This window comes from Trichocoleus desertorum AS-A10, assembly GCF_039962155.1.
Taxonomy (GTDB): Bacteria; Cyanobacteriota; Cyanobacteriia; order FACHB-46; family FACHB-46; genus Trichocoleus.
This window is the reverse complement of sequence record NZ_JAMPKN010000003.1, coordinates 104057-127251: the sequence shown is the minus strand read 5'-3', so window position 1 is coordinate 127251 and position 23195 is coordinate 104057. Positions and strand designations below refer to the sequence as shown.

Genomic DNA, 23195 nt, shown 5'->3' with positions numbered 1-23195 from the left:
CTCACTGTTGCTGAGGCAGTTAAGGTTCCATGACAAAAGCTTTATGGCAACCGCCCCGTTTGCGTCGTGATGAAGAGCAAGTGTCTCAGCGTCACGCTACCTGGTTGGAACTGTTTTACGATTTAGTATTCGTTGCTGCGACCGCAGAACTAGCCCATAGCTTAAGCGGCAACATTTCCTGGACTGGCTGCTTAAAATTTGCAATTTTATTTGTGCCCATTTGGTGGTGCTGGGTGGGAGCAACCTTCTACGCCACTCGCTTTGATATCGGAAGCATTGTCGATCGCTTGTTTGCCTTAGTCCAGATGGCGATCGTCGCAGCAATGGCAGTCAATGTACATCATGGGCTGAGCAGCTCCGGGAGTGGCTTTGCCATCTGCTATGTTCTGTTTCGTGTCACCTTGATCTTGCAGTATCTCAATGCGGGACATCACATACCAGCCGCGCGATCGCTGACAACTTGGTATGCCACTGGCTTTGGCCTAAGTGCTGGACTTTGGCTAGTCTCAGCTTTTCTGCCTCCTCCTTTGCGATTAGGGCTGTGGGTGGTGAGCTTAGCGATAGACCTCTCTACCCCGCTCTCTGCGGGTCGTCTCGTTGCCAAAATTCCTCCCAGTATGCCCCACGTTCTAGAACGCATAGGACTGTTTACCTTGATTGTCTTGGGTGAGTCTGTGATCGGCGTAGTGGGAGGGTTGGCAGAACATGAATGGAGCCTAGGCTCTATCCTTGTAGGGTTGTTGGGGTTGGCGATCGCCTTTAGTCTGTGGTGGTTGTACTTCGATACGGCTGATGGCTCGCCCCTTAAGTCGATGAAAGTAGGCAAGATGCGGGTTGCTCTCACTTGGCTCTATGCTCACCTGCCTCTAGCAATGGGATTGGTCGCTGCTGGAGTTGGTGTAGAACACCTAATTGCCCATGATGCTACTGCCATTCCCTCTAGTGCGGAACGGTGGCTGTTGTGCTCGGCGATCGCGACTTGTTTGTTGGCGTTAGCGGGGATTCACTACATGAGCTGCGCCTTGGGAACTGCGAGGTATCGCAAAATTTTGAGCGCTTATCGCACTGCATCCGCCGTTCTAGTGCTGCTCCTGGCGATGGTTGGCGATCGCCTCTCATCTCTGAATCTGGTAACGCTCGTAGCCTTAGCTTGTGTCGTCCAAGTTCTACTTGATCTCCTCCGCAGTTCAGTCGCCACTCGTCCCGCTACTGCCACAGAAACCAGCCAGCCCTCCAAGCCAACTTAACACCCCTAAAAGCTGCTACATTGGCTCAAACCTATGACAACTCGCACCCCCCTAACCTTGATCACAGGCCCTCTCGGTAGTGGCAAAACCACATTGCTACGGCATATTCTCGCTACTATTCCTCAAAAGATTGCCATCTTGATGAATGAATTTGGTGAGATTGCGATCGATGCCAAAGTGATTCAAGGCCAGAATGTGAGCATGGCTGACTTGGGTGGGGGGTGTGTTTGCTGTTCGCTCTTGGGTGAGTTTGAAGCGGCTATAAATGAGATTATTGAAACCGTCAATCCAGATCTAATTGTGGTAGAAACCACGGGTTTAGCAGAACCGGATGCGCTGGTGTTTGACATTCAAGAAAGCATTCCGATTGTGCGACTCGATGGCGTAGTGACCGTGATTGATGCCGATGGTTTGGTTCAATATCCGCAAATCGGCCATACTGGGCGAATTCAGATTGAGGCAGCCGATGCCATTTTGCTCAACAAGGTGGATTTGGTGGCAGAGAGTGAGCTGGAAGCGATCGCCACTAAACTTCACCGCTTTAACGAAACGGCTCCCATCTTCCACACCCAGCGTGGTCAAATCGATCCAGCCTTATTGTTTGGGATTGCCAAAGCGGAGCGATCGCTCCAACCACCCCATCACATTCACCAGCCAGAGTTTGATTCCTTCAGCTACACCTCTCCTGCGACGTTCGATCGCGCCTGTTTTGAAGAATTTGCCGCTAGCTTGGCTCCAAGCGTCTATCGAGCTAAAGGCTTTGTGCGGTTTGTAGACGATATTTATCTATTTAACTTTGTTGCGGGTCGTTGGGACTTCGAACCCTTTGAGCAAGCAACGACAGAGCTAGTCTTTATTGGCAAACAGGTGAACGAGCACCAAACCGAAATCTTACAGCGCCTCAAGTTATGTGAGCATTGAGACAAGCGTATTCTCCGCAATAGCATGAATCAGAGTCAATTGGTTACACTCTACTGAACTGTTGACCATGACCGCTTGTTGAGAAATACGGAGGTTAGAGCATTTTGGAAGTCGCCCTCTCCCAACTCTGGCGCTATGGTGGCGCTGTGTTGCTAGTTGCGATCGCCTCACTCCTGATTTTGCTAGCCTCCGACCCGACGATTGCAGCAAACCCTTGGCTGATTGGTTTCGCCCCGGTCATTTTGAGTGCAAGATATGGAGGTCTAGGGCCAGGTCTCCTCGCTACAGTTCTGATGGGTGTTGCTTGCGCCTACTCTTCTCCACCATCTCTGACCTCTAGTGGGGCGATCGCCGTTGCCCCAAACGACCTGATTCCAGTAAGCGTATTTGCACTAGAAGGAATTTTGATCAGTGCATTTCTAAAAAAGTTTCATGCGCCTCCATCCCCCCCGCAACCGGGGTCGCATTCCCAGCAACAATTGAGAGCCATTTTAGACAACGCCCCAGTCGGGCTGTATGTTGTTGGCAATTCTAGCTGTGAGTTTATGAACCAGTACTTATGCTCTTGGTTAGGACTGACTTCAGAGCAAATTCTGGGCAGCGGTTGGATAGATAGTATTCATCCAGAAGATCGAGAGTGGGTGATCCGTGCGTCCACCGAAAGCCTGACCACAGCCCAACCTTTTGAAGCCGAGTATCGCATTCTAGATCAAAGTGGCACGCTCTATTGGATATTAGATCGGGCTGTCCCTGTGCGAGATGAGGCAGGTCAAGTGCAGTTCTTTCAAGGGTCTTGTGTAGATATTACTGCACGTAAGCAGGCTGAGGAGCGCTTGCAGTCATTGGCGCAGCAATTGCAAGAGCGAACCGCAGAGCTTTCCGCCTCACGCGCCCAAATGCAGGCCCTTCTAGACTATACTCCCGCCATCATCTACATCATTGATGTGGATGGTTATATGAGGTTTGCCAACGCCGAATGGTATCGGATATTTGGACCACTTTTCGGAAACCCAATTGAAGGGCAAAATCTACGCGATTTTTTGCCTCCTGAAGCAGCGGCTGTGTTCTTTCAAGAAAATGAAGAGATTTTTGCCTCAGCAAAAGTCATGACATTTGAGAATGATATGACCTTACCCGATGGCGTTCATACTTTCCTCCGCATCAAATTTCCGCTTCAGGACGCAAGTGGGGAAGTTTACGCTTTCTGTGGAGTCTCATTAGATATCACTGAGCGTAAGCAAGGGGAAGAAGCCCTGCGGCAAAGTGAAGAACGCTTTCGCTCTTTGAGTGCCTGTTCTCCCTTGGGGATTTTTCTCACGGATACTCAAGGAAATTGCACTTATACCAATCCTTCCTGGCAGGCGATCGCAGGTCTTACCTTTGAAGCAGCCTTAGGCGAAGGGTGGGCTCAAGCGATTCATCCCGAAGATCGGGAGCGAGTGGCCGCTTATTGGTCTTACTGCGCGTCATCGGGCCAAGCGTACTCAGATGAGTTTCGCTTCCAACGGCGAGAGACAGTATGCTGGGTACATTCTCGCTCGTCTCCTTTGTTTGCCGATAATGGTCAGCTCATGGGTCATGTGGGCACTGTGGAAGATATCACCGAACGCAAGCAAGCCAACGAGCAATTGCAAGCGTTAACACGCCAATTACAAGCCCAGAATGAACAACTCACCGAAGTTTCGCGCTTAAAGTCAGAATTTCTCACGAATATGTCGCATGAGTTGCGGACACCCCTCACTTCGATCCTAGGCTTCTCCAGCGTGTTGCTGCAAAAGAATTTTGGAGCTTTGAATCCTAAACAAGAGCAGTATTTATCCCTGATTCACTCTAGTGGCGACCATTTACTCGCACTGATCAATGATTTGTTGGATCTGGCAAAAATCGAAGCAGGCAAACTAGAGCTTGATTTTGAGGAGCTGAATCTCGCAGCGTTATGCCAAGCCGCTCTAGAAATGGTAGAGGTGCGAGCCTTGAGTAAACAGCAGCAGTTATTTCAAGAACTTCCTCTGGCTTGTGAATTCATTCTGGGTGATCGCCAGCGAATTTTACAAGTGTTGCTGAACTATCTATCCAATGCGATCAAGTTTACGCCAGGAGGCGGCACCATTACGCTGAGGACTCAAGTTGTAACTGATGTGGAGTTACAGAGCTTCAATGTGTTGGAGGTAGAGGAAGAAACGACTTTGCAGGGTGCATCTACTCCTATGTTCGTAGGGTTATCCGTTAGCGATACAGGAATTGGTATTCCTGTTGAAGATCAACATTTATTGTTTCAAACTTTTCAGCAAGTAGATGGAGCCACCGATCGACGGCATGGAGGAACAGGTTTGGGGTTAGCCCTGACTAAGCGATTAGTCGAGTTACATGGAGGCAAGGTCTCGTTTACCTCTACCTGTGGAGTTGGCAGCACTTTCTCTGCTTGGTTTCCCTTACCTGAGAGCAACGTAGAACCAATTTAGATCTGTAAACATAGAGCTAAAAGATAATTACGATTTAACCAACAAATAGTATGTCTTACGAATTTCTAGAAGATATTGCGATCGCGGATATAGCGTTCCAAGCTTGGGGCAAGGATTTGGAGGAAGTGTTTTTGGCGGCGGGAGATGCCGTTACCAATACCATGATTGATAACCTAGAGGCGATCGCACCTCAAGAAACCCGCACCTTTACCCTAGATAACGACGAGTTAGATCTCTTGTTATTTAATTTTCTACAAGAGTTTGTTTACTACAAAGACAGTGAACAACTCCTCCTGCGCCCCCAACAGGTACAAATCGAGCAAAAGGATACACTTTATTACCTAACGGCAATGGCAAAGGGAGAAGAGCTTGATCCAGAACGCCACCAGCAGCGAGTCGATGTAAAAGCGGTGACATTACACCGATTCAAGCTAGAACAGACAGCAGATGGGTGGACAGCCCTGGTGATTTTGGATATTTAGCGGTGCTGGAACGACGAGTTATGTGAGCGATCGCAGTTGATATGCACCTAATCCATAAAGTCATGATGAACTGATTTTTTGCTGAGTGGCTCTCCGGTTAAACTAGGTTCTGGCACGAAAAGTATACAGAGCCTAAGTAATTACTCCGGAATGGGTGTAGATACTGGTTATGGAGAGACAACACCGCAAGCAACCAGGAAAGGAGTAATGCATCGAGAAGCCGCTAACTCGTTTGAGCGTTCCACCCGTCATTTTTTCTCAAACGGCATTCAATTTCTATTGCAACTCCTGAATAGAAAAACCGTTTTGATTCTGACTCTCCTATTCATTGCTGGGGTGTCGGGGGCTTTGTGGAATATGTCGCGGCTCTCATCTAGCTTGATTAAGTCCCAGGCACTTCAGAGTGCTGCTTTGTACGCTCAAGCCATTGAAGAAGCTCGTACCCTCTACAGTTCCGAAGCGGTCAGACGAGTCGCAGGTGTTCCCGGAATTACAGTGACGTATGACTACACAAATACGCCAGGTGCAATCCCAGTCCCAGCCACCTATTTGATCGAGCTGAGCCATCACCTGAGCGACAAAAATCCTGGCATGTCGGTACGGCTGTATAGTGACTACCCATTTCCTAGCCGAAAAGCTGAAGGTGGCCCTAAAGATGAGTTTGAGCGTGAAGCGCTGCGTTATCTGACCCAACATCCAGAGCAACCCTTCTATAGAATCGAAACTTTTCAAGGTCGTCCGGCTCTGCGCTATGCCCAAGCAGACATCATGCAGGCTAGTTGCGTCAGTTGCCATAATAATGACCCCAATAGCCCGAAACGAGATTGGCGGGTCGGAGATGTGCGAGGTGCACTGGAGATTACACGACCGCTCGATACGTTTATGGCTCAAACCAATGCTGGATTACGTGGCACCTTCCTCATGCTCACCACTCTGTCGCTCCTAGCGCTATCAGGAATTGCATTGGTGATTGGTCGCTTACGTCAAACTTCTGAAGAGTTGGAGTTGCGCGTGATTGAGCGTACGGCTCAACTTCAGTCTGCAAATCAGGAATTAGCGATCGAGCAAGGAAAATCAGAACGCTTGTTGCTAAATATTTTGCCACCCCCCATTGCCCAAAAGCTCAAAGACGGTCAGAGCAATATTGCAGATGGTTTTGCCTCGGCCACGATTTTGTTTGCGGATCTGGTCAACTTTACCCAATTGGCTGAACAAGTTCCTCCTGAAGCACTCGTGGCGATGTTGAATGAGATCTTTTCTGCCTTCGATCGCCTGAGCGAACAATATGACTTAGAAAAAATCAAGACAATTGGAGATGCCTATATGGTGGTGGGAGGCTTACCCACGCTACGACCTGACCATCCCCAAGCGATCGCCGAAATGGCTCTAGCCATGCGTGAAGAGATTCACAAATTCAATAGCCGCTATCACCAAAATTGCAGCCTCCGAATTGGCATTAACACAGGGCCAGTAGTCGCTGGGGTAATTGGCACCAAGAAGTTCATCTACGACCTATGGGGCGATACCGTCAACGTTGCCAGCCGCATGGAATCTCATGGGTTACCAGGAGAAATTCAAGTTACTGCGGCTACTTACGAATGCCTCCGAGATGACTACAGCTTCGAGCCTAGAGGTTCAATTGAGGTCAAGGGGAAAGGAGCCATCACAGCCTATTTACTGACAGGCAGGAAAAGCCACGCCAATCTTTATCTAACTCCTGCATCGGTAGCCTGAAACAGGAGTTTGGTTCTTGGTACAAGACGAACCAAGTCGAGAAACAGGAGTCAGTTTAGGCTTAGCCCGGATGATGCGGTACTGATTCGTTGTTTATCGAACTTGTTCATGTTGTAGCTGAATCAGGATATAACTGGCAAACTCACGATCTGTTGCCAGCTTGAATCCCATCAGCCGTTCTAGAGCTTCACTCCGATTGGCAGTGATGGGGTTGGCTTGGTTGACGACCAATAAGTAACCAACTTGCCAGTCATCTATGACTAAATTTTCTACTTGGTGTCGCTCCTGCTGTCGGGCCGCATAAACCAACAAGCCATTCGCCTCTAGGTTGCAGATAGCGCGGTTTAGTGTAAGTTGAGCACTGATTCTATCTTGACTGGCGATCGCATCCCAGCTATCAAGACGCTCCTGAATGTTTTGCAAAAACTCGTTTGCCAGTTCGGTTCTATCACTATCTAGATGGTCATGATGAAACCGGGAAGCATGGCTACCGCGCAATAAAGATATAAGCTGAAGACCAGTCTCCATTCGGTAGAGTAGTAAAGGAGATTGAATTGGTTCTGATGCTGGCGGCTCTAGGTTAAAAGCAGCTCTGATCCACGCTTCATGTCTGCGCTTGATCTCCCTTAACTTATCTACAGGATATGTGTGGGGCTGAGCATCAACCAGTTGATGATGAATTTGACAGAGCAAAATGAGATTGGAGTAGTCATCTAGCTCTTCCACAGTCAGCGGGAAATTACCACGGGGGCCATTGGGTTTGGGTGCCACAATATGACATTCATTCCCAATTGCCGACTCTAAGTATGATTCAGTGGCATGCACGACCAATCGACGCTGACAAACAGCACAGCGATCGCCCGATCGTTTCCACAGAATCCTACGGGTCTGATTAGAGATGGCCATCGTGACAGTTAAGTAAACTCTACCAATCCCCCTAGTATTCCCCCAGCAAAATTAGCTCTAACAGAATGGGTTGGGTCTGGCCTGTGGCGATCGCAAGCTTGAGCAGCTATTTTTTCACCTATGGCTGAATCGAGTAAGTGACTTGTAGCAGCCCTGTATCATAGGTTTTGGTATGTTGCAGCTTTAGCAATGTCTCTAAAGTGGGGTCATGAGCAACTAAAGGAATGCCACCACCCAGAATAATGGGATGAATTGAGAGAATCAGTTCATCCACAAAACCATGCTGGAGACAAAAACGAATGAGTTCAGAGCCGCCTACTAGCCAGATATTTTGCCCTTGAGCGCGACGTAACTGGTTTAGGAAGTTAACCCAATCAGCGCTGATAAACTCTACATTTTCATCTTGTTGCTGTTGTTGTGTTTTGGAGAAAACATATCCTTTTTTGCCGTGATAGGGATACTCGCCAAAGCCCAAAACTTGCTCATAGGTTTTACGCCCCATCAAAACTGTATCGACTTGTTCAAAAAACTCAGTGTAGCCGTAGTCTTGGTCTGTAAATAGCCAATCCACGTCTCCTGATGTTCTGGCAATATATCCATCTAGACTGGTAGCAATGAATAATTGAATTGAGCGCATCTTGCTGTTACTGGTTGGTAGGCTCTAACGCAGCTCGATCCCAATGAGCTAAGTCGGCAGCAGCTTCATAAGTGGTTTGAAAGAAGGCAAGGAGCATGGCATCTGGATCGGTTGCCTGTTGTAGAGCTGCGTAGGGCAAAACAAATTCTTGGAGATCGGGGCTGTAGAAGGCTTCCGCAGGTTGAATCACATAATCTCGAAACCCTTCAGGCCCAGGATAGGCATAGGCGTAGAAGATCGGCTCCGCCACGGTGCCGCCTCCGGGCCAGAAGCCACAACTGCTCACTTCATGCGAGTAAGCTTCTCTGGTTACCCAATCGGCCATGTGAGGAACGCCACCAGGATGTTCTGGGGCAAGACGACCCGAGAAGCGGGTTACTGCTAGGTCAAAGCTGCCCCAAAAGAAATGTACCGGACTCGCTTTACCAATAAAGCGGGAGCGAAATACAGTCATGACCCGGTGTGTTTGCACCAGAATCTGCCAAAGTTGCTGAGCATACTGTGGATCATAGGTAGCATGTTGATGGTCTTGCTCAAAGCGAATGGGATCAGCGATTTCTTGCGGCATAGTCCATATTTGGACTGCAATCCCCAGTTCACGCAAGGTGCCAATGATCTCTTGGTGAAAATCTGCTACAGAACGAGAAACGAGAGGGATATTTCTGGTAGCGCCATCGCTCGTTTCAATGCGTAAGTTGTGATCGAGGAAGTCAAAATCAATCTGAAAGAGACGGGTTTGGTAAGGAATAGCAGAGGTCGTCAAGCCTCTGGGCGTGACATACAGCGTGGAATGCCACCAGTGATTCAATTTGGGAGTCAGGGCGAGCCGAATCTTACCGACAATTTGAGTCCACAGATGCAGAGTTGCATAGGTATCTTGCCATGCCGTCACTGGCAGGCTCGGCCAAAGACTATTGCTAGCGGTGTTATGCACAGGAGTTGCCATGAAGTGAACCTCCAGATCATCCTGTCCTTATTAAACTGGCTACGCCGCAGCAACCCTGCTTTCTTTAGCAATTTATTCGGTTGAGTGAGAACCCAATCAGCGATCGCCCTTGATACGAACCTAAATAGGCGATCGCTCAGATAATTATAATTGCCTGGAAAGCATTACACAGCCAGTTGAATGATTTCTGCTCGTACCTTCGCCCCTGTTATGGACAAACGGGCAACTGAAATAGGCAACTTAAAGCGCTTTGGCCCGGCGCTCCCTGGATTCATATACAAGACACCTCCCCGTTCTTCTATCAACGGTTTGTGGGAATGTCCGCTAATCACAACTTGAAATCCAGCCGCTTGGGGAGCAAACTTGAGCTCTTGGAGGATATGCAGCATGTGGATGGAGATGTCTGCAATTTTGATGCTCTCCTGCTCTGGAATCGCCTCCGCCCAACTAGCTTTGTCATTGTTGCCTCGGATAGCAATGACAGGCATGGGAGATTGCCCTGACGCAGGAGTAGGAATGGCTTGCAATCCTGCCAATACCTCTGGCTTGCCAATGTCTCCTGCGTGCAGAATCAGATCAGAACCCCTTAAGGCAGCGATCGCTTCAGGACGCAAAAGCCCGTGAGTATCGGCAATAACTCCTATTTGCGTCCCTGACTTTATGGCTTGCTCCATTGCTCCACCATTGTCGCTGCCTCAAACTACTCTGACTATGCTGCCTGAGCTAAAGGAGAATTGTCATAGTGAGCCAGAATATCCGCTGGATCGTTGTAGATGGCGATCGCGTCCGCCAGTTGCTCATCTGGGAAGCCACCGGAACGCACCGCAATTACCCCAACTCCCGCTTTGCCTGCTGCCTCAATGTCATAAGGCGTATCGCCTATCATCACGACTTCTCCTGGAGCCATTTGGCTTTTAGCTAGAGCTGCTTCCACAATATCCGGCGCAGGTTTAGAATGTTCGGCATCCCCAGAGGCAGTGGCTTCATGGAGCAGATCATCTACTTGAGCGACTTTTAGTAATGTTTTCAGTTCTTCCTTAGTAGCGGAAGTCGCAATAATCAGGTGTAAGCCTTGCTCCTGCATCTTCAACACCAGGTCTCGGCTACCATTGGCGGAATCTAATTCCTTGCCAAATTTGTTGAGCATCAACTCTTTGCGGCGAGTGCTAATCTCTTTTCCCACCCCTTCTTTGTTATTTAGATCTGACACCATCTGCGGAATGATGTGATCACCACCCATGCCAATTAGGGGCCGCACGTTCTCAAAAGGAACTTCATAGCCAAAAGCAGCAAAGGCTTCCACCCAAGCTTGAGCATGAGCATCGTTGCTCAACACTAACGTTCCATCAACATCCAGAATCACACCTTTGAGCGCCACTGCAATTTCCCCTTGCATCAAATTTCCCGCATAGTGGCACAAGTCCAGAGTCAATCCATCAGCCTTGGAGATGAGAAGATTGAGATTCAAGATTGTAGCGAGAGTGCATGGATTTAGAAGGGCTGCTGCGAAACAATCGGACGATTCGGGTGATTGGGTTTGATGATGCACCCTTTGTGCGGCGATCGCCTGATCCGGTGCCAGTCGCAGGAGTCGTTTGTGCGGGGACTCGGTTTGAAGGCATGGTTTGGGGACAAATCCAACCGGATGGCTGGGATGCCACGGAGGAGCTTTGTCGTTTGCTGATCGGGCGGAAGTTTTTGCCACAATTGCATTTGGTGTTGCTCGATGGCATCTCCTTGGGCGGCTTCAATGTGATTGATCTCCCTTTGCTGGCAGAACGACTCGGTAAACCTTGTGCGGCAGTGATGCGACGGCAGCCTGACTTGATGGCAGTCAAACACGCGATGCAGCGATTACCAGAAGCAGATCGTCGCTTGGAGATGATGCAAAAAGCGGGTTGTATCTATGCGCGATCGCCTTTCTACTTTCAAGTGTGTGGGGCAGCGCCTGACTTGATTGCTCAAGCGCTGCCTCGTCTTAGCGATCGCGGCCATGTGCCAGAAGCCCTGCGAATTGCTCACCTCATTACCGCAGCAGTAGTCAAAGGGGAGAGTGGGCGACAAGCATAGTGCGGTAAACCTGAGAGAGAAGAAAGCAACTGTTGGGTAAGGCTATGTTGCAAATTGATGGTTCCTATGGTGAAGGGGGCGGCCAGATTCTCCGCACCAGCTTGAGTTTGGCGGCAATCACAGGGCAACCCATCCGGATCGATCGCATCCGAGCAGGACGCAAGAAACCAGGATTAGCGATTCAGCACCTCACGGCTGTCCGAGCTGCTGCCGAGATATGTCGAGCGGAGCTATTAGGAGATGCGGTCGGCTCCACTACCCTAGAATTTCGGCCCACGGTGTCGCCACAACCAGGACAATACAGATTTGATGTGGCAGAAACGACAGGGGCAGGTTCGGCTGGAGCCATCACATTAATTTTGCAAACGGTGCTGCTACCTTTGGCGCTCAGTTCTGGGAACTCCCAGGTCACCCTTCGAGGCGGCACACATGTGGCTTGGAGTCCACCGGCCACCTACATTGAGCAAGTGTATCTGCCGATGGTGCAGCAGATGGGAGTGCAAGCAGAAATGCAACTACAAGCTTGGGGTTGGTATCCCCAGGGAAACGGCGAGGTCGCTCTAGAGATTACAGGGAGCCAAACACCGTTGCAAAGCATTGAAGTGCTAGAGCGGGGCAAGCTGAAGCGGATACAGGGATTGGCTGTGGTGACAGAGTTGCCTGCCCATATCCCTCAGCGGATGGCGAGCCGAGCTTATAACCTGTTACAGCAAGCGCAACTGCGATCCGATGTGCAACCCCTGCGAGCAAAAGGGATCGCGCCTGGGGCAGGGATGTTTCTCACCGCAGAATACCAACATAGTCGGGCTGGGTTCAGTGCCATCGGCAAAGTCGGTTTAGCGGCGGAAAAAGTCGCAGAAATGGCCGTACAGGAGTTCCTGGCATTTCAGGCGACAGATGCGCCGATAGATGTGCATTTGGCCGATCAGTTATTGTTGCCTGCGGCTCTTGCTACAGAGGTGAGCCAATACCGAGTCGCAGAGGTGAGCTTACACCTAACAACCAATGCCTGGGTGATTGAGCAATTTGGTTTGGCTCAGGTAGCGATCGCCCCAGATACGCAAGTTGTCACCGTCACACCCAATCGTTAGCGAAGCCATGACTATTTCTCCCCGCAGACTGAAGCTGACCTCACTCACCTACTTACCATTCAAGGTAAAGGATGCGCGGGAAAGTGAGACATTGTATGAATTATCTAGTGGCGGTTTTACCCGATCGGAACCAGGCAGAGGCCGCTTATACAGCCTTGGAAAAATCAGGTCTACCTCTTAGTCAGGTAGATATTCTGGGCAGGGGTTACAAAAGTGCAGATGAGTATGGCTTGATTGACCCCAATAGCCAAGCGAAAAAAGGTGCGACAAGCTTAGCTATCTGGTTAATTCCTTTTGGCTTTGTGGCGGGTTACGCCTTCAACTATCTAACCGGAATTGCTATCTTGCCGATCGCTGCGGTTGGCAACCATATTATTGGCGGGCTTCTGGGAGCTGCGTCTGCGGCTTTGGGGGCTTTCTTGGTTGGTGGGGGCGTGGGTTTGTCCGTAGGAAGTGGTGATGCGCTGCCCTACCGCAATCGCCTGAATGCAGGGAAATACTTGGTGGTGGTGCAAGGGTCTGAAGAGCTGACTCACCAAGCAACTCATGTGCTGCGTCAGTTTGAACCGGAGAACCTGCAAGGTTACGCCGAGCTCACAGCCGCCTAAACATAAGTAGACAGATCAAAGACTGGCATACAGCTTAAGAAATGGGGGTGAAGTTCTTGGAGTTATCCACATCCCTTCACCCCCAACTTTTCTGTATGAAAAACTTTTGGTCAGCTCAAACCACAGCTTCAACTGCCGTGGGGCTGCTGTCAGTGCTCCTAACCACTGCTGCCCCTGCGATCACGCAACCCAGTAGCCAATCTACCGCCCAATCCGCTGCCGTCCGAACGACTCCAGTCAAGGTGCCAGAAATTCTCTCCGGGCCACCCAACACCACGTTGCCAGTGCGACGGTCTTCTGGGAATTGTCCTTCTACCATTCGTCTCTGGACTGCCTCGCGTTACCACGAAGGCGGAGCCGAAAACACCGTGATCATGAATATGTCTGCGATCACCTCAGCGCCTGCCAAGTTTATGGATGTGCGCGATCGCGTGGTGATCTATGGTGCGCCTTTGCAGAAAACCTACGCTTCTTGTGTCGGCTGGGTCGTCGCTCCCAACGCGCCTGAGTACAATATCTGGCTGCAATTTGGCAACGCTTACTTCCGCTTCGATCTAGATGCCTTAAAGGGGAGACCTTTGAGCGAAATCACCTATCAAAACGTGGTGAAGGGCCAACCCTATCTACGTTGGGCGATCGCAGATTAACCAGATTCACACCGTTAGACTCCCAATAAGAGGGGCTGACGGATTGGTTGCGCCGCAGTCAGGAGTGCATCATAGATGTGGTGGTGGCAAAAAAATTTGATCAGCCTCTAGGCCCCGTTGCCTAGAGGCTGATCATCGTCCCTAGCTGTATTCAGCCTAGAGTCAGGATTAGCGTTCGACCACTGCTGCTCTAATTCGATCTGTTTTGCGATTAAATCAATTAAGTAGCGGATACGCTCAATGGTGACTCGGATACCATCAATCGTCTTGGCACGCTCTTCAATCAATTCTTCAAAGCGTCTGTGAGAACTCATGGTGATTCAACAACAGGGCAAAACTGAGACAATCTACATACAAACCAAAATCGCAGGGATTGCCCGGATTTGAACCTCTCGTAGGGGGCAACTGACTAGAAAAACTTTTAGTGATTCAAAATACAGAAAAGCTTCAGAGGCAATGCTAGCAAGCGATTGGTAGTACTGCGATCGCCACGGTGTGAGTAAACAGTAACAACTGCGTAAAATAAAAGCAGGAAGCGAGACGCGAGCAAATATGTACCTGACCTGGCTAGACAGCAACTCTTGGCTGATTGAAATGGGAGGCAAGCGGATTCTGCTAGACCCCTGGTTAGTCGGGCCGCTAGTTTTCGGTAACATCAACTGGCTGTTTAAGGGCAGCCGTCCCCAAGAGCGGCCAATTCCCGATCGCATCGACTTGATTTTGCTGTCTCAAGGGTTAGAAGACCATACGCATCCGCCTACACTTAAACAACTCGATCGCTCGATTCCGGTTGTTGCTTCCCCCAGCGCTGCTAAAGTGGTGCGCGAGTTGGGTTACCACCAAGTAACGACTCTGGCGCATGGGGAAAGCTTCAATCTAGACAATCAGGTCACCATCCAAGCTCTACCCGGCTCACCGATTGGTCCCTTCGTCACCGAAAACGCCTATTTCTTGAAAGAACTTGCCTCTGAACTCACTCTTTATTACGAGCCTCACGGCTATCATGTCCCCGTTCTGAAAGAGATGGCACCTGTGGATGTAGTGATCACCCCAGTCATTGATATGAAAGTGCCTGTATTAGGACCAATCATTCAAGGGAAAAACAGCGCTTTGGAACTGGCGGAGATGGTGCAACCTCAAGTGATGCTACCGACCGCCGCTGGAGGTGATGTCACCTTTGAAGGTGTGCTGATGGCGGTAATCCAAACAATGGGTAGCACGGATACACTACGCACTCAACTAGCGGCTAGCAAACTCTCAACCCAACTATTAGAGCCAAAACCCGGCGATCGCGTGGAACTAAAACTCCAACCCCGGGCGATCGCCAAATCATGATTGTGAATTAAAACTTTTGGGTTCTACCTGTAGGGGCCAACAGCCGTTCGCCCCTACAGGTAGAACCATCAGGGAGGGTGGCTCCTTGCAAATTGGCTTTGTGCAGGTTGGCCCAGCCCAGCTCAGCTCCTTGCAAATTGGCTCCTTGCAGATTCGCCCCACTCAAGTTAACGCCCCGCAGATAGGCGTAACTGAGATTAGCCCCTTGCAAATTGGCCTTGCTAAGATTGGCCCAACTGCAATCGGCTTTAGATAAATCCGCTTCGCTCAAGTTAGCTCTAGAAGCATACACCCGCCCCAGATGCGCCTGGATTAAGTTGGCCTTGGTGAGGTTAGCTTGGTAAAGATGAGCAGTAAGCAGCTCCGCGTTATAGAGAGTGCCATTGCTAAGGTCTGCTTGACTTAGATTAACCGCCATCAGGTTGGCTTCGCTCAAGTTGGCGCGGCTCAAACGAGCTTCACTGAGGTCTGCACCTCGGAGATTGGCTTCTCGTAAATCGGTGCCAATCAGGTTGGCTCCGCTGAGGTCAGCCCGCTTAAAATTGGTGCCCCGCAAATCCGTGCCGATCAAGTTGGCTCCGCTGAGGTTGGCATCGCGCAAATCTGCCTGCATCAGGCTAGCGTCAACCAACTCGGCGTTGCACAAATAAACTTCTATCAAGTCAGCCGCTTGAAGATTAGCGTTGTTGAGAATGGCGTTGCTGAGATTGGCAGCAATCAACTTCGTATGGCTGAGGTCTACCCGCTTGAGATTGACTCCTTGCAAATCTGCGCCTCGGAGGTTAATGCCGCTCAGGTCTGCTTCGCTCAAATCTGGTTCTACAGCACCATTGTGAGTTCTCCACTCCAGCCATCGCACAGCACCCATTTTCAATAGCGCCAAATGTTCTGGATTTGCCATTGAGTGCTTCCTTTATTCCTTGCCTCGATCAGTGGGGTTTTCACGCCCAGTCACGCTTTCAATAGCTGCGAGAGCGGCACTGGAGCCAGCGAGAATGTCTTGCTCGTCTCCGCCTAAGTACAGCCGTCCAAAGCTGCCAAAGGCTTGCACCTCTAGCAATCTAATCCCGGCTGCCTTTTCAGCTTCATTCGCAGCCAGAGCCGCATATCCCGCAGGTTCAACTTCCAAAACATAAAGGGTTTGGCCTGCCAAAATCAGATTGCCCCGCCGAAAACGGTTGATTAACTGAGTTTGGTGCGCATCAATGTTGCGGATAATTTGGCTAGAAACCACCCGTGGCTTCAGGCGATCGCGCTCTTTCGCTCCCAATGCTTCTAGAATGGCCATCCCAGCAGTCCGGGTATCTCCTTGGTTGCGGGAATGCACTTCTAACAAGCCGTACAGACGCTCAACGATTTGCAAGCCTGGTCGCACCGAGGTGGCTTTGAGGGCAACATCTGTGATCCGGTTGATTTCAATGCCGGGGGAAATTTCAACCCAGAGCGAAGTATCACCTGGGAGTGGCAAAAAACCAGGCACCACGGTTCCCAAAAATGCCGCATGCTGCGGTTGAATATTGTCTAGATAAACGTAGCTGCGTAGTTCTATGCCCAAGGTTAAAACTCAGTACAGACCAATTTGCTCAGTGTACGGGTAAAAGTATCTCAGCTATTGTGCCATCCGGCTATGGTTCCGCAGAGATGACTTGCCATGGGGGGCAGAAAGATCCCTCAGGCACGCTTGAGGTACCACCACTTTCAACCCAGTTATTCGAGCAGCAATCACAACTCACAGTTCAAGCAACTGCTGATATGGGTCGAGCAGCAGCAAAATCTGAAGGCAAGGTTCTCAAGCTGATCCAGATCTTGTACTCCACTCTCATACAGGTAATACATACTTGACTGTCTTGCTCGGCCAAGTCCATTGCTAGGGCAAACGCTTCTTGTCTGCTATCAGCAGGAAACCTTCTCCAGAGGCAGTACAGCTCTTTGCCAGAACACATCCCTTCGCGAATCTCATGGTCATACAAAAACTTAAAGGGGTGGACCAGTTCGTGAGACAACACCAAAGGCAACATAAAACTTCGAGGGAGGAGCTACTTCATCTTCCTTAATGCTCTATCAACAAAAATGTATTCTCTCTTACTTAAAGGAAAATCAATTTAAATCTTTACACTGTCATAAATAACTAATAGGTTTGTTAAAAAAACGACAGTAAGCATTGCCACACTTCCTGTTTTCCCTTAATAAGACGAGCTTGGTCAGAGGCTGCCTTTAGCTCATCTAGATTAAGCCACTTGGCGGCATCAATCTAAGCAATTTGCCTGAAGCATTGTTTGTAATAATAGATACATCAATAATCCAAATAACTTTGGCTAATATTAGCTCCCTAAATAATAAAAAACTTTGAGAATTTCCGGATCGCCTCCCGTTTTCTAGGGGAAAAAGCTATAAGTTTTTTCAAAGAGAATAACTAGCTAATCTAAGAAAAAAACATTTTATACAATTGCTCAACCGTGAGCCTGATCACCCTAAATTTCATAGCGGCAGCAGACTATACAATTAACCCGTTCTTGAAACAGCTTTCATGTCAGTTGATTCATTTGCCCTGTAGCAATTTATTCAAGAGCCTCCTTACATGAAGCCACTACTACCTAACGTCTTGACTCAGCGCTGGCGAGGACGCCCGGAGGAGGACAACTCAGAACTCGAAGCTCAACCTCCAGCAAAAGTTTTATTGCCTGGGACTACTGGTTCTCTGACTCGTCGCACGCTGATCAAGCTGGCAGTAAGGATTGCGGGTGTAATTGTGGTGTCAACCACGATCAGTTATTTCCACATGATTTCTAGCTTCAAGTCCCAAACACTGGGGCAACTGGAAAAGTATGTAGAAGAGCGGGTGGAGCGAGAAAATACGATCTTTGCGTTGGCAGAAACGAACCAAGCAGTCTTGAAAACTGAGTTGCTCCGGCGCTTAGAGGAATTAGGGGATCAAGATCCCAAAACTGAATTCGATCGCTTGTTTGCGCGATCGCCTGATGGAGCTATTCGCAATCGCTCAGAAATCTTTGATGGCACTCGTGAAGCAGGCGTATACATCGACAAGCGAGTGCAGCTCAATGCAGATATTCGGCAGCGAGTCCTCACCTTCTATCAACTGGCGAATATGTATGGTGCGGCGTGGCATCATCAGCTGCAAAACACCTATTTCACATTGCCAGAGAACATTATGGTGCTCTACTGGCCCCAAGTGCCAACTTGGGCCGCTGATGCCACCTCAGATTTATCCATGCCTGACCAGGAATATTACTGGGCGGCTGACCTAAAACATAACCCAGCGCAAGAAACAGTCTGGACAGGCTTGTACTACGACATTGTAGGTAAAACTTGGTTGGTGACTTGTGCCACCCCTGTCAGCCGCAGCGGCAACCCCATTGTCACTTTGGGCCAAGACATCACCTTAGATGAGCTACTCAACCGCACCATCCACGATCGCTTGCCTGGGGCTTACAACATGATTGTGCGCTCCGATGGTCGCTTAATTGCCCATCCGCAGCGTACAGCGGAGATTCAAGCCAAGAAAGGCGAGTTCGACATTCAGGAGTCGGGCGATCGCCATCTAAAGCAAATCTTTCAGAAAATTCAGACCCTGCGATCGGGTCAGGTGATTATTGACAACGCGCAGCATGACGAATATCTAGCTGTCGCCAAGATCAAGGGACCCGATTGGTATTTCGTTACGGTCTATCCTAAGTCGATCTTGGCGCAACCCGCTTTCCAAACGGCTCGTATCATCTTGCTCTTGGGCTTTTTGTCTTTATTGCTAGAAATTTTGGTGCTGTTTTTTGTCCTGCGCCAACAGATCGCCAAACCCTTAACCAGCTTCATGCAGGCTACAGAACTGGTGGCTGCGGGCGATTTCAATATGCAGCTAGATGAGTCACGCCGAGATGAGTTGGGACATTTGGGGCGCTTGTTTAACTCAATGGCCGAGCAAGTCCACAGCCGAGAACAAAGCCTAGAGCAAGCCCGTGAGAAATTGCGACGCAACAACGAAGAACTAGAACAGCGGGTGCTAGAGCGCACCACCGAGTTGAGCCAGGTGATCACTCAACTAGAGGACGAAATTACCGAGCGGCGGCAAGTAGAATCGGCTCTGCGTGATTCAGAAACGCAACTCAAAGAGCAAGCCCTACAGCTCCAGCAAGCGCTGCAAGATCTCCAAAGTACTCAAGCCCAACTGATTCAAACGGAGAAGATGTCTGGTTTAGGGCAACTTGTGGCTGGGGTGGCGCATGAGATCAATAACCCAGTAAATTTCATCTACGGCAACCTCACCTATATCAACCGCTATGCCGAAGATCTGCTCGATCTGGTGCAACTTTATCAGCAACATACCACCGAGAAAATCCCTGCGGTTGAAGCTCAGATTGAGGCGATCGAGTTGCCTTTCTTGGTCGAAGATCTGCCGAAACTCTTGGCCTCCATGAAAGTTGGGGCCGAACGCATTCGCCAAATTGTCCTATCCCTCCGCAACTTCTCCCGCCTCGACGAAGCCGAAATGAAGCCCGTGGATATTCATGAAGGCATCGACAGTACGCTGCTGATTTTACAGAATCGTTTAAAGGTACAACCCCATCGGCCAGAAATTGCTGTAATGAAAGAATATGGTGAACTGCCGTTGGTGGAGTGCTACGCCGGACAACTCAACCAAGTGTTTATGAATATCCTTTGCAATGCTATTGATGCTCTAGAGGAAGATTATGAGCAGCGATCGCTAGCTAATCCCGCAACGATACCCAGCATCACGATTCGCACCACTACCCACAAAGCAACGGTGCTGATAGACATTGGTGACAACGGCCCTGGTATGAGCGAAACCGTTAAGCACCAATTGTTTAATCCCTTCTTCACGACCAAGAAGGTGGGAGAAGGAACTGGCTTGGGCTTGGCGATCAGTTATCAAATTGTGGTGGAAAAACATCACGGTCAATTGCGCTGTCTTTCCACACCTAGTCAAGGTACTCACTTTTTAATTGAGATCCCAACTGCGCACAAAGCGATCGCTGATCAATCTGCCGCTGATCAATCTGCGGGTGAGAAATCTGCGATCGCTTCCCTTAACGAGTAAGCTATTGCTCGTCGCGTCCATGAGCAAAGGCAGGAGGTGAAGTTGCCTCAACTGCCGTGAATGGCTCTAACACCTTGTAAGTATGTAAGGCTCCTTTCGGCACCACCCAAGAATCACCCGTTTCTAGAAGCACCATTTGGCCTTCTAGGTGCAACTCAGCACGACCTTGGATCACATAACCGACAGTTTCGTATTCACGACGAGTTTCAGGCTTGGATTCACCCGGTTGCTCGTTTTCCCACATCCGCATGGCTAGAGTCACCCCTCCAGCCAGGTACTTCTGCCCCAACTCACCATGAGGAGACTGGGCAGATTGAACTTTGATGACTGTGGTATCACTCATGATTTTTCGACCTATAACGACAAGTTAAACAATTGGCGATCGCAATGGGACAGGCTCCAGCCCATCAGCCTGACTAGGCGAGTGGAGCCGCAAAGAGTCAGGCTTGATATGCTCAGCTTCTAGAATTTCAACCAAGTTATTCAGCTCCGAGAGCAACTGATTGATTAAAGCTGTCTTTTCAAGTTGAGGAGCAGGGTCAATCTCCATGACTACGGCCTACGGCTTGAGGACAACTTTGATGCAGTTCTCTTTTTTGTCTCTAAAGATCTCGTATCCGTGGGGGGCTTGGTCTAGAGGCAGTTTATGGGTAATGACAAAGGAGGGGTCAATCTTGCCTTGCTGTACCGCTTCCATCAAGGGTTTGATGTAGCGGTGCATATGGGTTTGCCCCATCTTAAAGGTTAGGCCTTTGTTGAAAGCAGCCCCAAAAGGTACTTTGTCTAGAAAGCCACCATACACACCTGCTAGGGAGACATGGCCTCCTTTGCGACAAGAGAGAATGACTTGACGTAGGGCAGTGGGGCGATCGGTTTCCAGGCGTACTGCTTGCTTGACTTGGTCGTACATTGCCATTGGGCCTGTACCATGCGCCTCCATGCCTACCGCATCAATACAGCTATCGGGACCTCGTCCGCCCGTCATTTCTTTAACAGCTTCCCCAGCGTCAATCTCTTCGTAATTGATGATTTCGGCTCCACATTGCTCTTTCGCCATCTGTAAGCGTTCGGGAATGCGATCGATCGCGATCACCCGCTCAGCCCCCAGCATGAAGGCACTCTTAATGGCAAACTGACCCACCGGGCCACAACCCCAAACGGCTACCGTATCCCCTGGCTCAATGTTGCAGTTTTCTGCCGCCATGTAACCTGTGGGAAAAATGTCAGTTAGGAATAAGACTTGATCGTCACTGAGCCCGTCAGGCACTTTGAACAGGCCCACATCAGCAAAAGGAACACGGGCATATTCGGCTTGGCCACCCGCATATCCACCAAACATGTGGGAGTAGCCGAACAGCCCAGAAGGAGAATGTCCCATTGCTGCTTCCGCCATCCAGCCGTTGGGGTTGGAGTTGTCGCACAAAGACCACAAATCACGCTGACAGAAGAAGCAACCACCGCAGGAGATGGTGAAGGGAACGACGACGCGATCGCCGATTTTCACGTTCTTGACGGCGCTACCGAGTTCTACGACTTCTCCCATGAATTCATGCCCGAGGATATCTCCCTCTTTCATGGTGGGAATATAGCCGTCAAGGATATGCAAGTCAGAGCCGCAGATAGCGGTGGAGGTAATTTTGATAATGGCGTCGCGAGGATTGAGGATGGTGGGATCGGGGACGTTACCGATCCGAACATCATTGGCTCCATGCCAGCAGAGTGCTTTCATTTAATCTTGCTCCTTTACGCTTTTGAATTAGGTTTTGATATAAAACCAAGAAGTAATGCACTGAAATATGAAACAGAGATCGACTCTTCTTTCCCCCTTCCCTGGTAGGGAAGGGGGCTAGGGGGTTAGGTCATGGCTTGAACATGACCCGCATGCAGTTGTCTTGTTTGTTTTTGAACATTTCGAAGCCGCGTTTGGCTTCTTCTAGCGGGAGGGTGTGGGTGAGAACAGCGGAGGGGTCGATGCCGCCGTTAAGAACGTGCTCTAGCAACATAGGGATGTAGCGCTGACCGTGCATTTGACCCATCTTGAAGGTCAGGGCTTTGTTGAAGGCAGCGCCAAAAGGCATTTTGTCTACGAAGCCAGAGTAGACTCCCATGATGGAGAGAGTGCCGCCTTTACGACAGGCAACCATCATTTGTCGCAGCACGTTGGGGCGATCGGTTTCCATTCTTACGGCTTGCTTGGCTTTGTCATAAAAGCCTTCCACGCCCATACCATGTGCTTCTAGACCCACAGCGTCGATGCAGCTATCGGGGCCGCGGCCTCCGGTCATTTCCTTGAGCGCTTCGCCTGCGTCTACTTCTTCGTAGTTGATCACTTCGGCTTTGACCAACTCTCTTGCCATCCGGAGTCGTTCGGGGAAGCGATCGATCGCGATGACTCGTTCGGCACCGAGCATGTAGGCACTATGCATGGCGAAGAGACCTACAGCACCTGCCCCCCAAACCGCGACGGTATCTCCCGGTTGGATGTCGCACATTTCTGCGCCCATATATCCGGTGGGAAAAGCATCGGAGAGAAAGAGTAGTTTCTCATCTGGGATACCTTGGGGAACTTTGATTGCTCCGTGGTCGGCAAAGGGGACGCGGATATATTCGGCGTGGGCACCCGCATAGCCGCCAAAGGCATGGGAGTAGCCGAAAATCCCAGCGGTGGAGTAGCCTGTGACTTGCTCTTGCAGCCAGCCTTTGGGGTTGGAGTTATCACACAGAGACCACTGTTGCAGGTTGCAGTAGGAGCACTGCCCGCAACCGATGATGGATGAAACGACAACGCGATCGCCCCGTTGCAATTTCTTTACTTCGCTGCCAATCTCGACTACTTCACCCATAAACTCGTGACCAATAATGTCACCAGGCTGCATGGTAGGGATGTAGCCGTCATAAATGTGGAGATCGGAGCCACAGATGGCGGCGGCTGTGACTTTGACAATGGCGTCGCGCGGATTGAGAATCTTGGGATCGGGGACTGTGTCCACTCGGACATCATTCGCCCCATGCCAGCAAACTGCTCTCATCGAATGATT

At 49.9% G+C, this 23195-nt stretch carries 24 protein-coding genes; 11 read left to right on the top strand and 13 right to left on the bottom strand.

Going from position 1 to position 23195, the window contains the following annotated elements:
- The first annotated feature begins 29 nt into the window (after window positions 1–29).
- The 5 genes from NDA01_RS07415 (at window position 30) to NDA01_RS07395 (ending at window position 6846) form a co-directional block, all read left to right on the top strand.
- Window positions 30–1247 (top strand): low temperature requirement protein A, encoded by a 1218-nt coding sequence (locus tag NDA01_RS07415; protein WP_348227439.1) that lies wholly within the window; start codon window positions 30–32, stop codon window positions 1245–1247.
- Window positions 1248–1280: 33 nt separating this feature from the next.
- Window positions 1281–2168 (top strand): CobW family GTP-binding protein, encoded by an 888-nt coding sequence (locus NDA01_RS07410; RefSeq protein WP_348227438.1) that lies wholly within the window; start codon window positions 1281–1283, stop codon window positions 2166–2168.
- A 104-nt stretch (window positions 2169–2272) separates the two neighbouring features.
- Window positions 2273–4630, top strand: a complete 2358-nt coding sequence (locus tag NDA01_RS07405) for a PAS domain S-box protein (RefSeq protein WP_348227437.1) — start codon at window positions 2273–2275, stop codon at window positions 4628–4630.
- A 50-nt stretch (window positions 4631–4680) separates the two neighbouring features.
- On the top strand, window positions 4681–5112 hold the full coding sequence (locus tag NDA01_RS07400) for an archease (RefSeq protein WP_348227436.1): 432 nt from the start codon (window positions 4681–4683) through the stop codon (window positions 5110–5112).
- A gap of 207 nt (window positions 5113–5319) precedes the next feature.
- On the top strand, window positions 5320–6846 hold the full coding sequence (locus NDA01_RS07395; RefSeq protein ID WP_348227435.1) for an adenylate/guanylate cyclase domain-containing protein: 1527 nt from the start codon (window positions 5320–5322) through the stop codon (window positions 6844–6846).
- A gap of 93 nt (window positions 6847–6939) precedes the next feature.
- Here NDA01_RS07395 and NDA01_RS07390 read toward each other — a convergent pair whose 3' ends face one another.
- The 5 genes from NDA01_RS07390 to NDA01_RS07370 form a co-directional block, all read right to left on the bottom strand.
- Window positions 6940–7752, bottom strand: coding sequence for an HNH endonuclease (locus NDA01_RS07390; RefSeq protein ID WP_348227434.1), 813 nt, complete (start codon window positions 7750–7752; stop codon window positions 6940–6942).
- 118 nt (window positions 7753–7870) lie between these two features.
- Window positions 7871–8389: a dihydrofolate reductase family protein gene (locus tag NDA01_RS07385; protein WP_348227433.1), complete on the bottom strand. Its 519-nt coding sequence runs from the start codon at window positions 8387–8389 to the stop codon at window positions 7871–7873.
- Between the two features lie 7 nt (window positions 8390–8396).
- Complete coding sequence (locus tag NDA01_RS07380; protein ID WP_348227432.1) at window positions 8397–9335, bottom strand: DUF5996 family protein; 939 nt, start codon at window positions 9333–9335, stop codon at window positions 8397–8399.
- A gap of 164 nt (window positions 9336–9499) precedes the next feature.
- Window positions 9500–10009 (bottom strand): metallophosphoesterase family protein, encoded by a 510-nt coding sequence (locus tag NDA01_RS07375; protein WP_348227431.1) that lies wholly within the window; start codon window positions 10007–10009, stop codon window positions 9500–9502.
- A 35-nt stretch (window positions 10010–10044) separates the two neighbouring features.
- Window positions 10045–10731, bottom strand: coding sequence for an HAD family hydrolase (locus NDA01_RS07370; RefSeq protein WP_431193340.1), 687 nt, complete (start codon window positions 10729–10731; stop codon window positions 10045–10047).
- A gap of 89 nt (window positions 10732–10820) precedes the next feature.
- On the opposite strand from NDA01_RS07370, the gene NDA01_RS07365 reads away from it, so the two are divergent.
- The 4 genes from NDA01_RS07365 to NDA01_RS07350 all read left to right on the top strand — a co-directional run bounded on the left by NDA01_RS07365 (window position 10821) and on the right by NDA01_RS07350 (window position 13751).
- Window positions 10821–11405: an endonuclease dU gene (locus NDA01_RS07365; RefSeq protein WP_348227430.1), complete on the top strand. Its 585-nt coding sequence runs from the start codon at window positions 10821–10823 to the stop codon at window positions 11403–11405.
- 44 nt (window positions 11406–11449) lie between these two features.
- On the top strand, window positions 11450–12496 hold the full coding sequence (gene rtcA, locus NDA01_RS07360; RefSeq protein ID WP_348227429.1) for an RNA 3'-terminal phosphate cyclase: 1047 nt from the start codon (window positions 11450–11452) through the stop codon (window positions 12494–12496).
- A 95-nt stretch (window positions 12497–12591) separates the two neighbouring features.
- A complete protein-coding gene (locus NDA01_RS07355) occupies window positions 12592–13104 on the top strand; it encodes a hypothetical protein (protein ID WP_348227428.1) in 513 nt (170 codons plus the stop codon).
- Window positions 13105–13199: 95 nt separating this feature from the next.
- On the top strand, window positions 13200–13751 hold the full coding sequence (locus NDA01_RS07350) for a hypothetical protein (protein ID WP_348227427.1): 552 nt from the start codon (window positions 13200–13202) through the stop codon (window positions 13749–13751).
- A gap of 107 nt (window positions 13752–13858) precedes the next feature.
- Here NDA01_RS07350 and NDA01_RS07345 read toward each other — a convergent pair whose 3' ends face one another.
- Entirely contained in the window at window positions 13859–14065 is a 207-nt protein-coding gene (locus NDA01_RS07345; protein ID WP_348227426.1) for a hypothetical protein, read from the bottom strand.
- A gap of 238 nt (window positions 14066–14303) precedes the next feature.
- Between NDA01_RS07345 and NDA01_RS07340 the strand changes: the two genes are divergently transcribed.
- Window positions 14304–15086, top strand: coding sequence for an MBL fold metallo-hydrolase (locus tag NDA01_RS07340; protein ID WP_348227425.1), 783 nt, complete (start codon window positions 14304–14306; stop codon window positions 15084–15086).
- Between the two features lie 7 nt (window positions 15087–15093).
- Here the strand turns inward: NDA01_RS07340 and NDA01_RS07335 are convergent, their stop codons facing one another.
- The 3 genes from NDA01_RS07335 to NDA01_RS07325 form a co-directional block, all read right to left on the bottom strand.
- Complete coding sequence (locus tag NDA01_RS07335; RefSeq protein ID WP_348227424.1) at window positions 15094–15987, bottom strand: pentapeptide repeat-containing protein; 894 nt, start codon at window positions 15985–15987, stop codon at window positions 15094–15096.
- A 12-nt stretch (window positions 15988–15999) separates the two neighbouring features.
- Window positions 16000–16641 (bottom strand): beta-carboxysome protein CcmP, encoded by a 642-nt coding sequence (ccmP, locus tag NDA01_RS07330; protein WP_190436712.1) that lies wholly within the window; start codon window positions 16639–16641, stop codon window positions 16000–16002.
- Window positions 16642–16822: 181 nt separating this feature from the next.
- Window positions 16823–17104, bottom strand: a complete 282-nt coding sequence (locus NDA01_RS07325; RefSeq protein WP_190551524.1) for a hypothetical protein — start codon at window positions 17102–17104, stop codon at window positions 16823–16825.
- 560 nt (window positions 17105–17664) lie between these two features.
- Between NDA01_RS07325 and NDA01_RS07320 the strand changes: the two genes are divergently transcribed.
- On the top strand, window positions 17665–20157 hold the full coding sequence (locus NDA01_RS07320) for an ATP-binding protein (protein WP_348227423.1): 2493 nt from the start codon (window positions 17665–17667) through the stop codon (window positions 20155–20157).
- Window position 20158: 1 nt separating this feature from the next.
- Here the strand turns inward: NDA01_RS07320 and NDA01_RS07315 are convergent, their stop codons facing one another.
- From NDA01_RS07315 to NDA01_RS07300, 4 genes are all read right to left on the bottom strand, one after another.
- Window positions 20159–20500 carry a cupin domain-containing protein gene (locus NDA01_RS07315; protein WP_190563579.1) on the bottom strand — a complete coding sequence of 114 codons (342 nt, stop codon included), beginning with the start codon at window positions 20498–20500 and terminating at the stop codon, window positions 20159–20161.
- A 24-nt stretch (window positions 20501–20524) separates the two neighbouring features.
- Complete coding sequence (locus NDA01_RS07310) at window positions 20525–20707, bottom strand: hypothetical protein (protein WP_348227422.1); 183 nt, start codon at window positions 20705–20707, stop codon at window positions 20525–20527.
- Between the two features lie 9 nt (window positions 20708–20716).
- Entirely contained in the window at window positions 20717–21886 is a 1170-nt protein-coding gene (locus tag NDA01_RS07305) for a zinc-dependent alcohol dehydrogenase (RefSeq protein WP_348227421.1), read from the bottom strand.
- Window positions 21887–22016: 130 nt separating this feature from the next.
- The gene (locus tag NDA01_RS07300; RefSeq protein WP_348227420.1) at window positions 22017–23186 is read right to left on the bottom strand and encodes a zinc-dependent alcohol dehydrogenase; all 1170 of its coding nucleotides are present in this window, start codon (window positions 23184–23186) and stop codon (window positions 22017–22019) included.
- Between the last annotated feature and the right edge of the window lie 9 nt (window positions 23187–23195).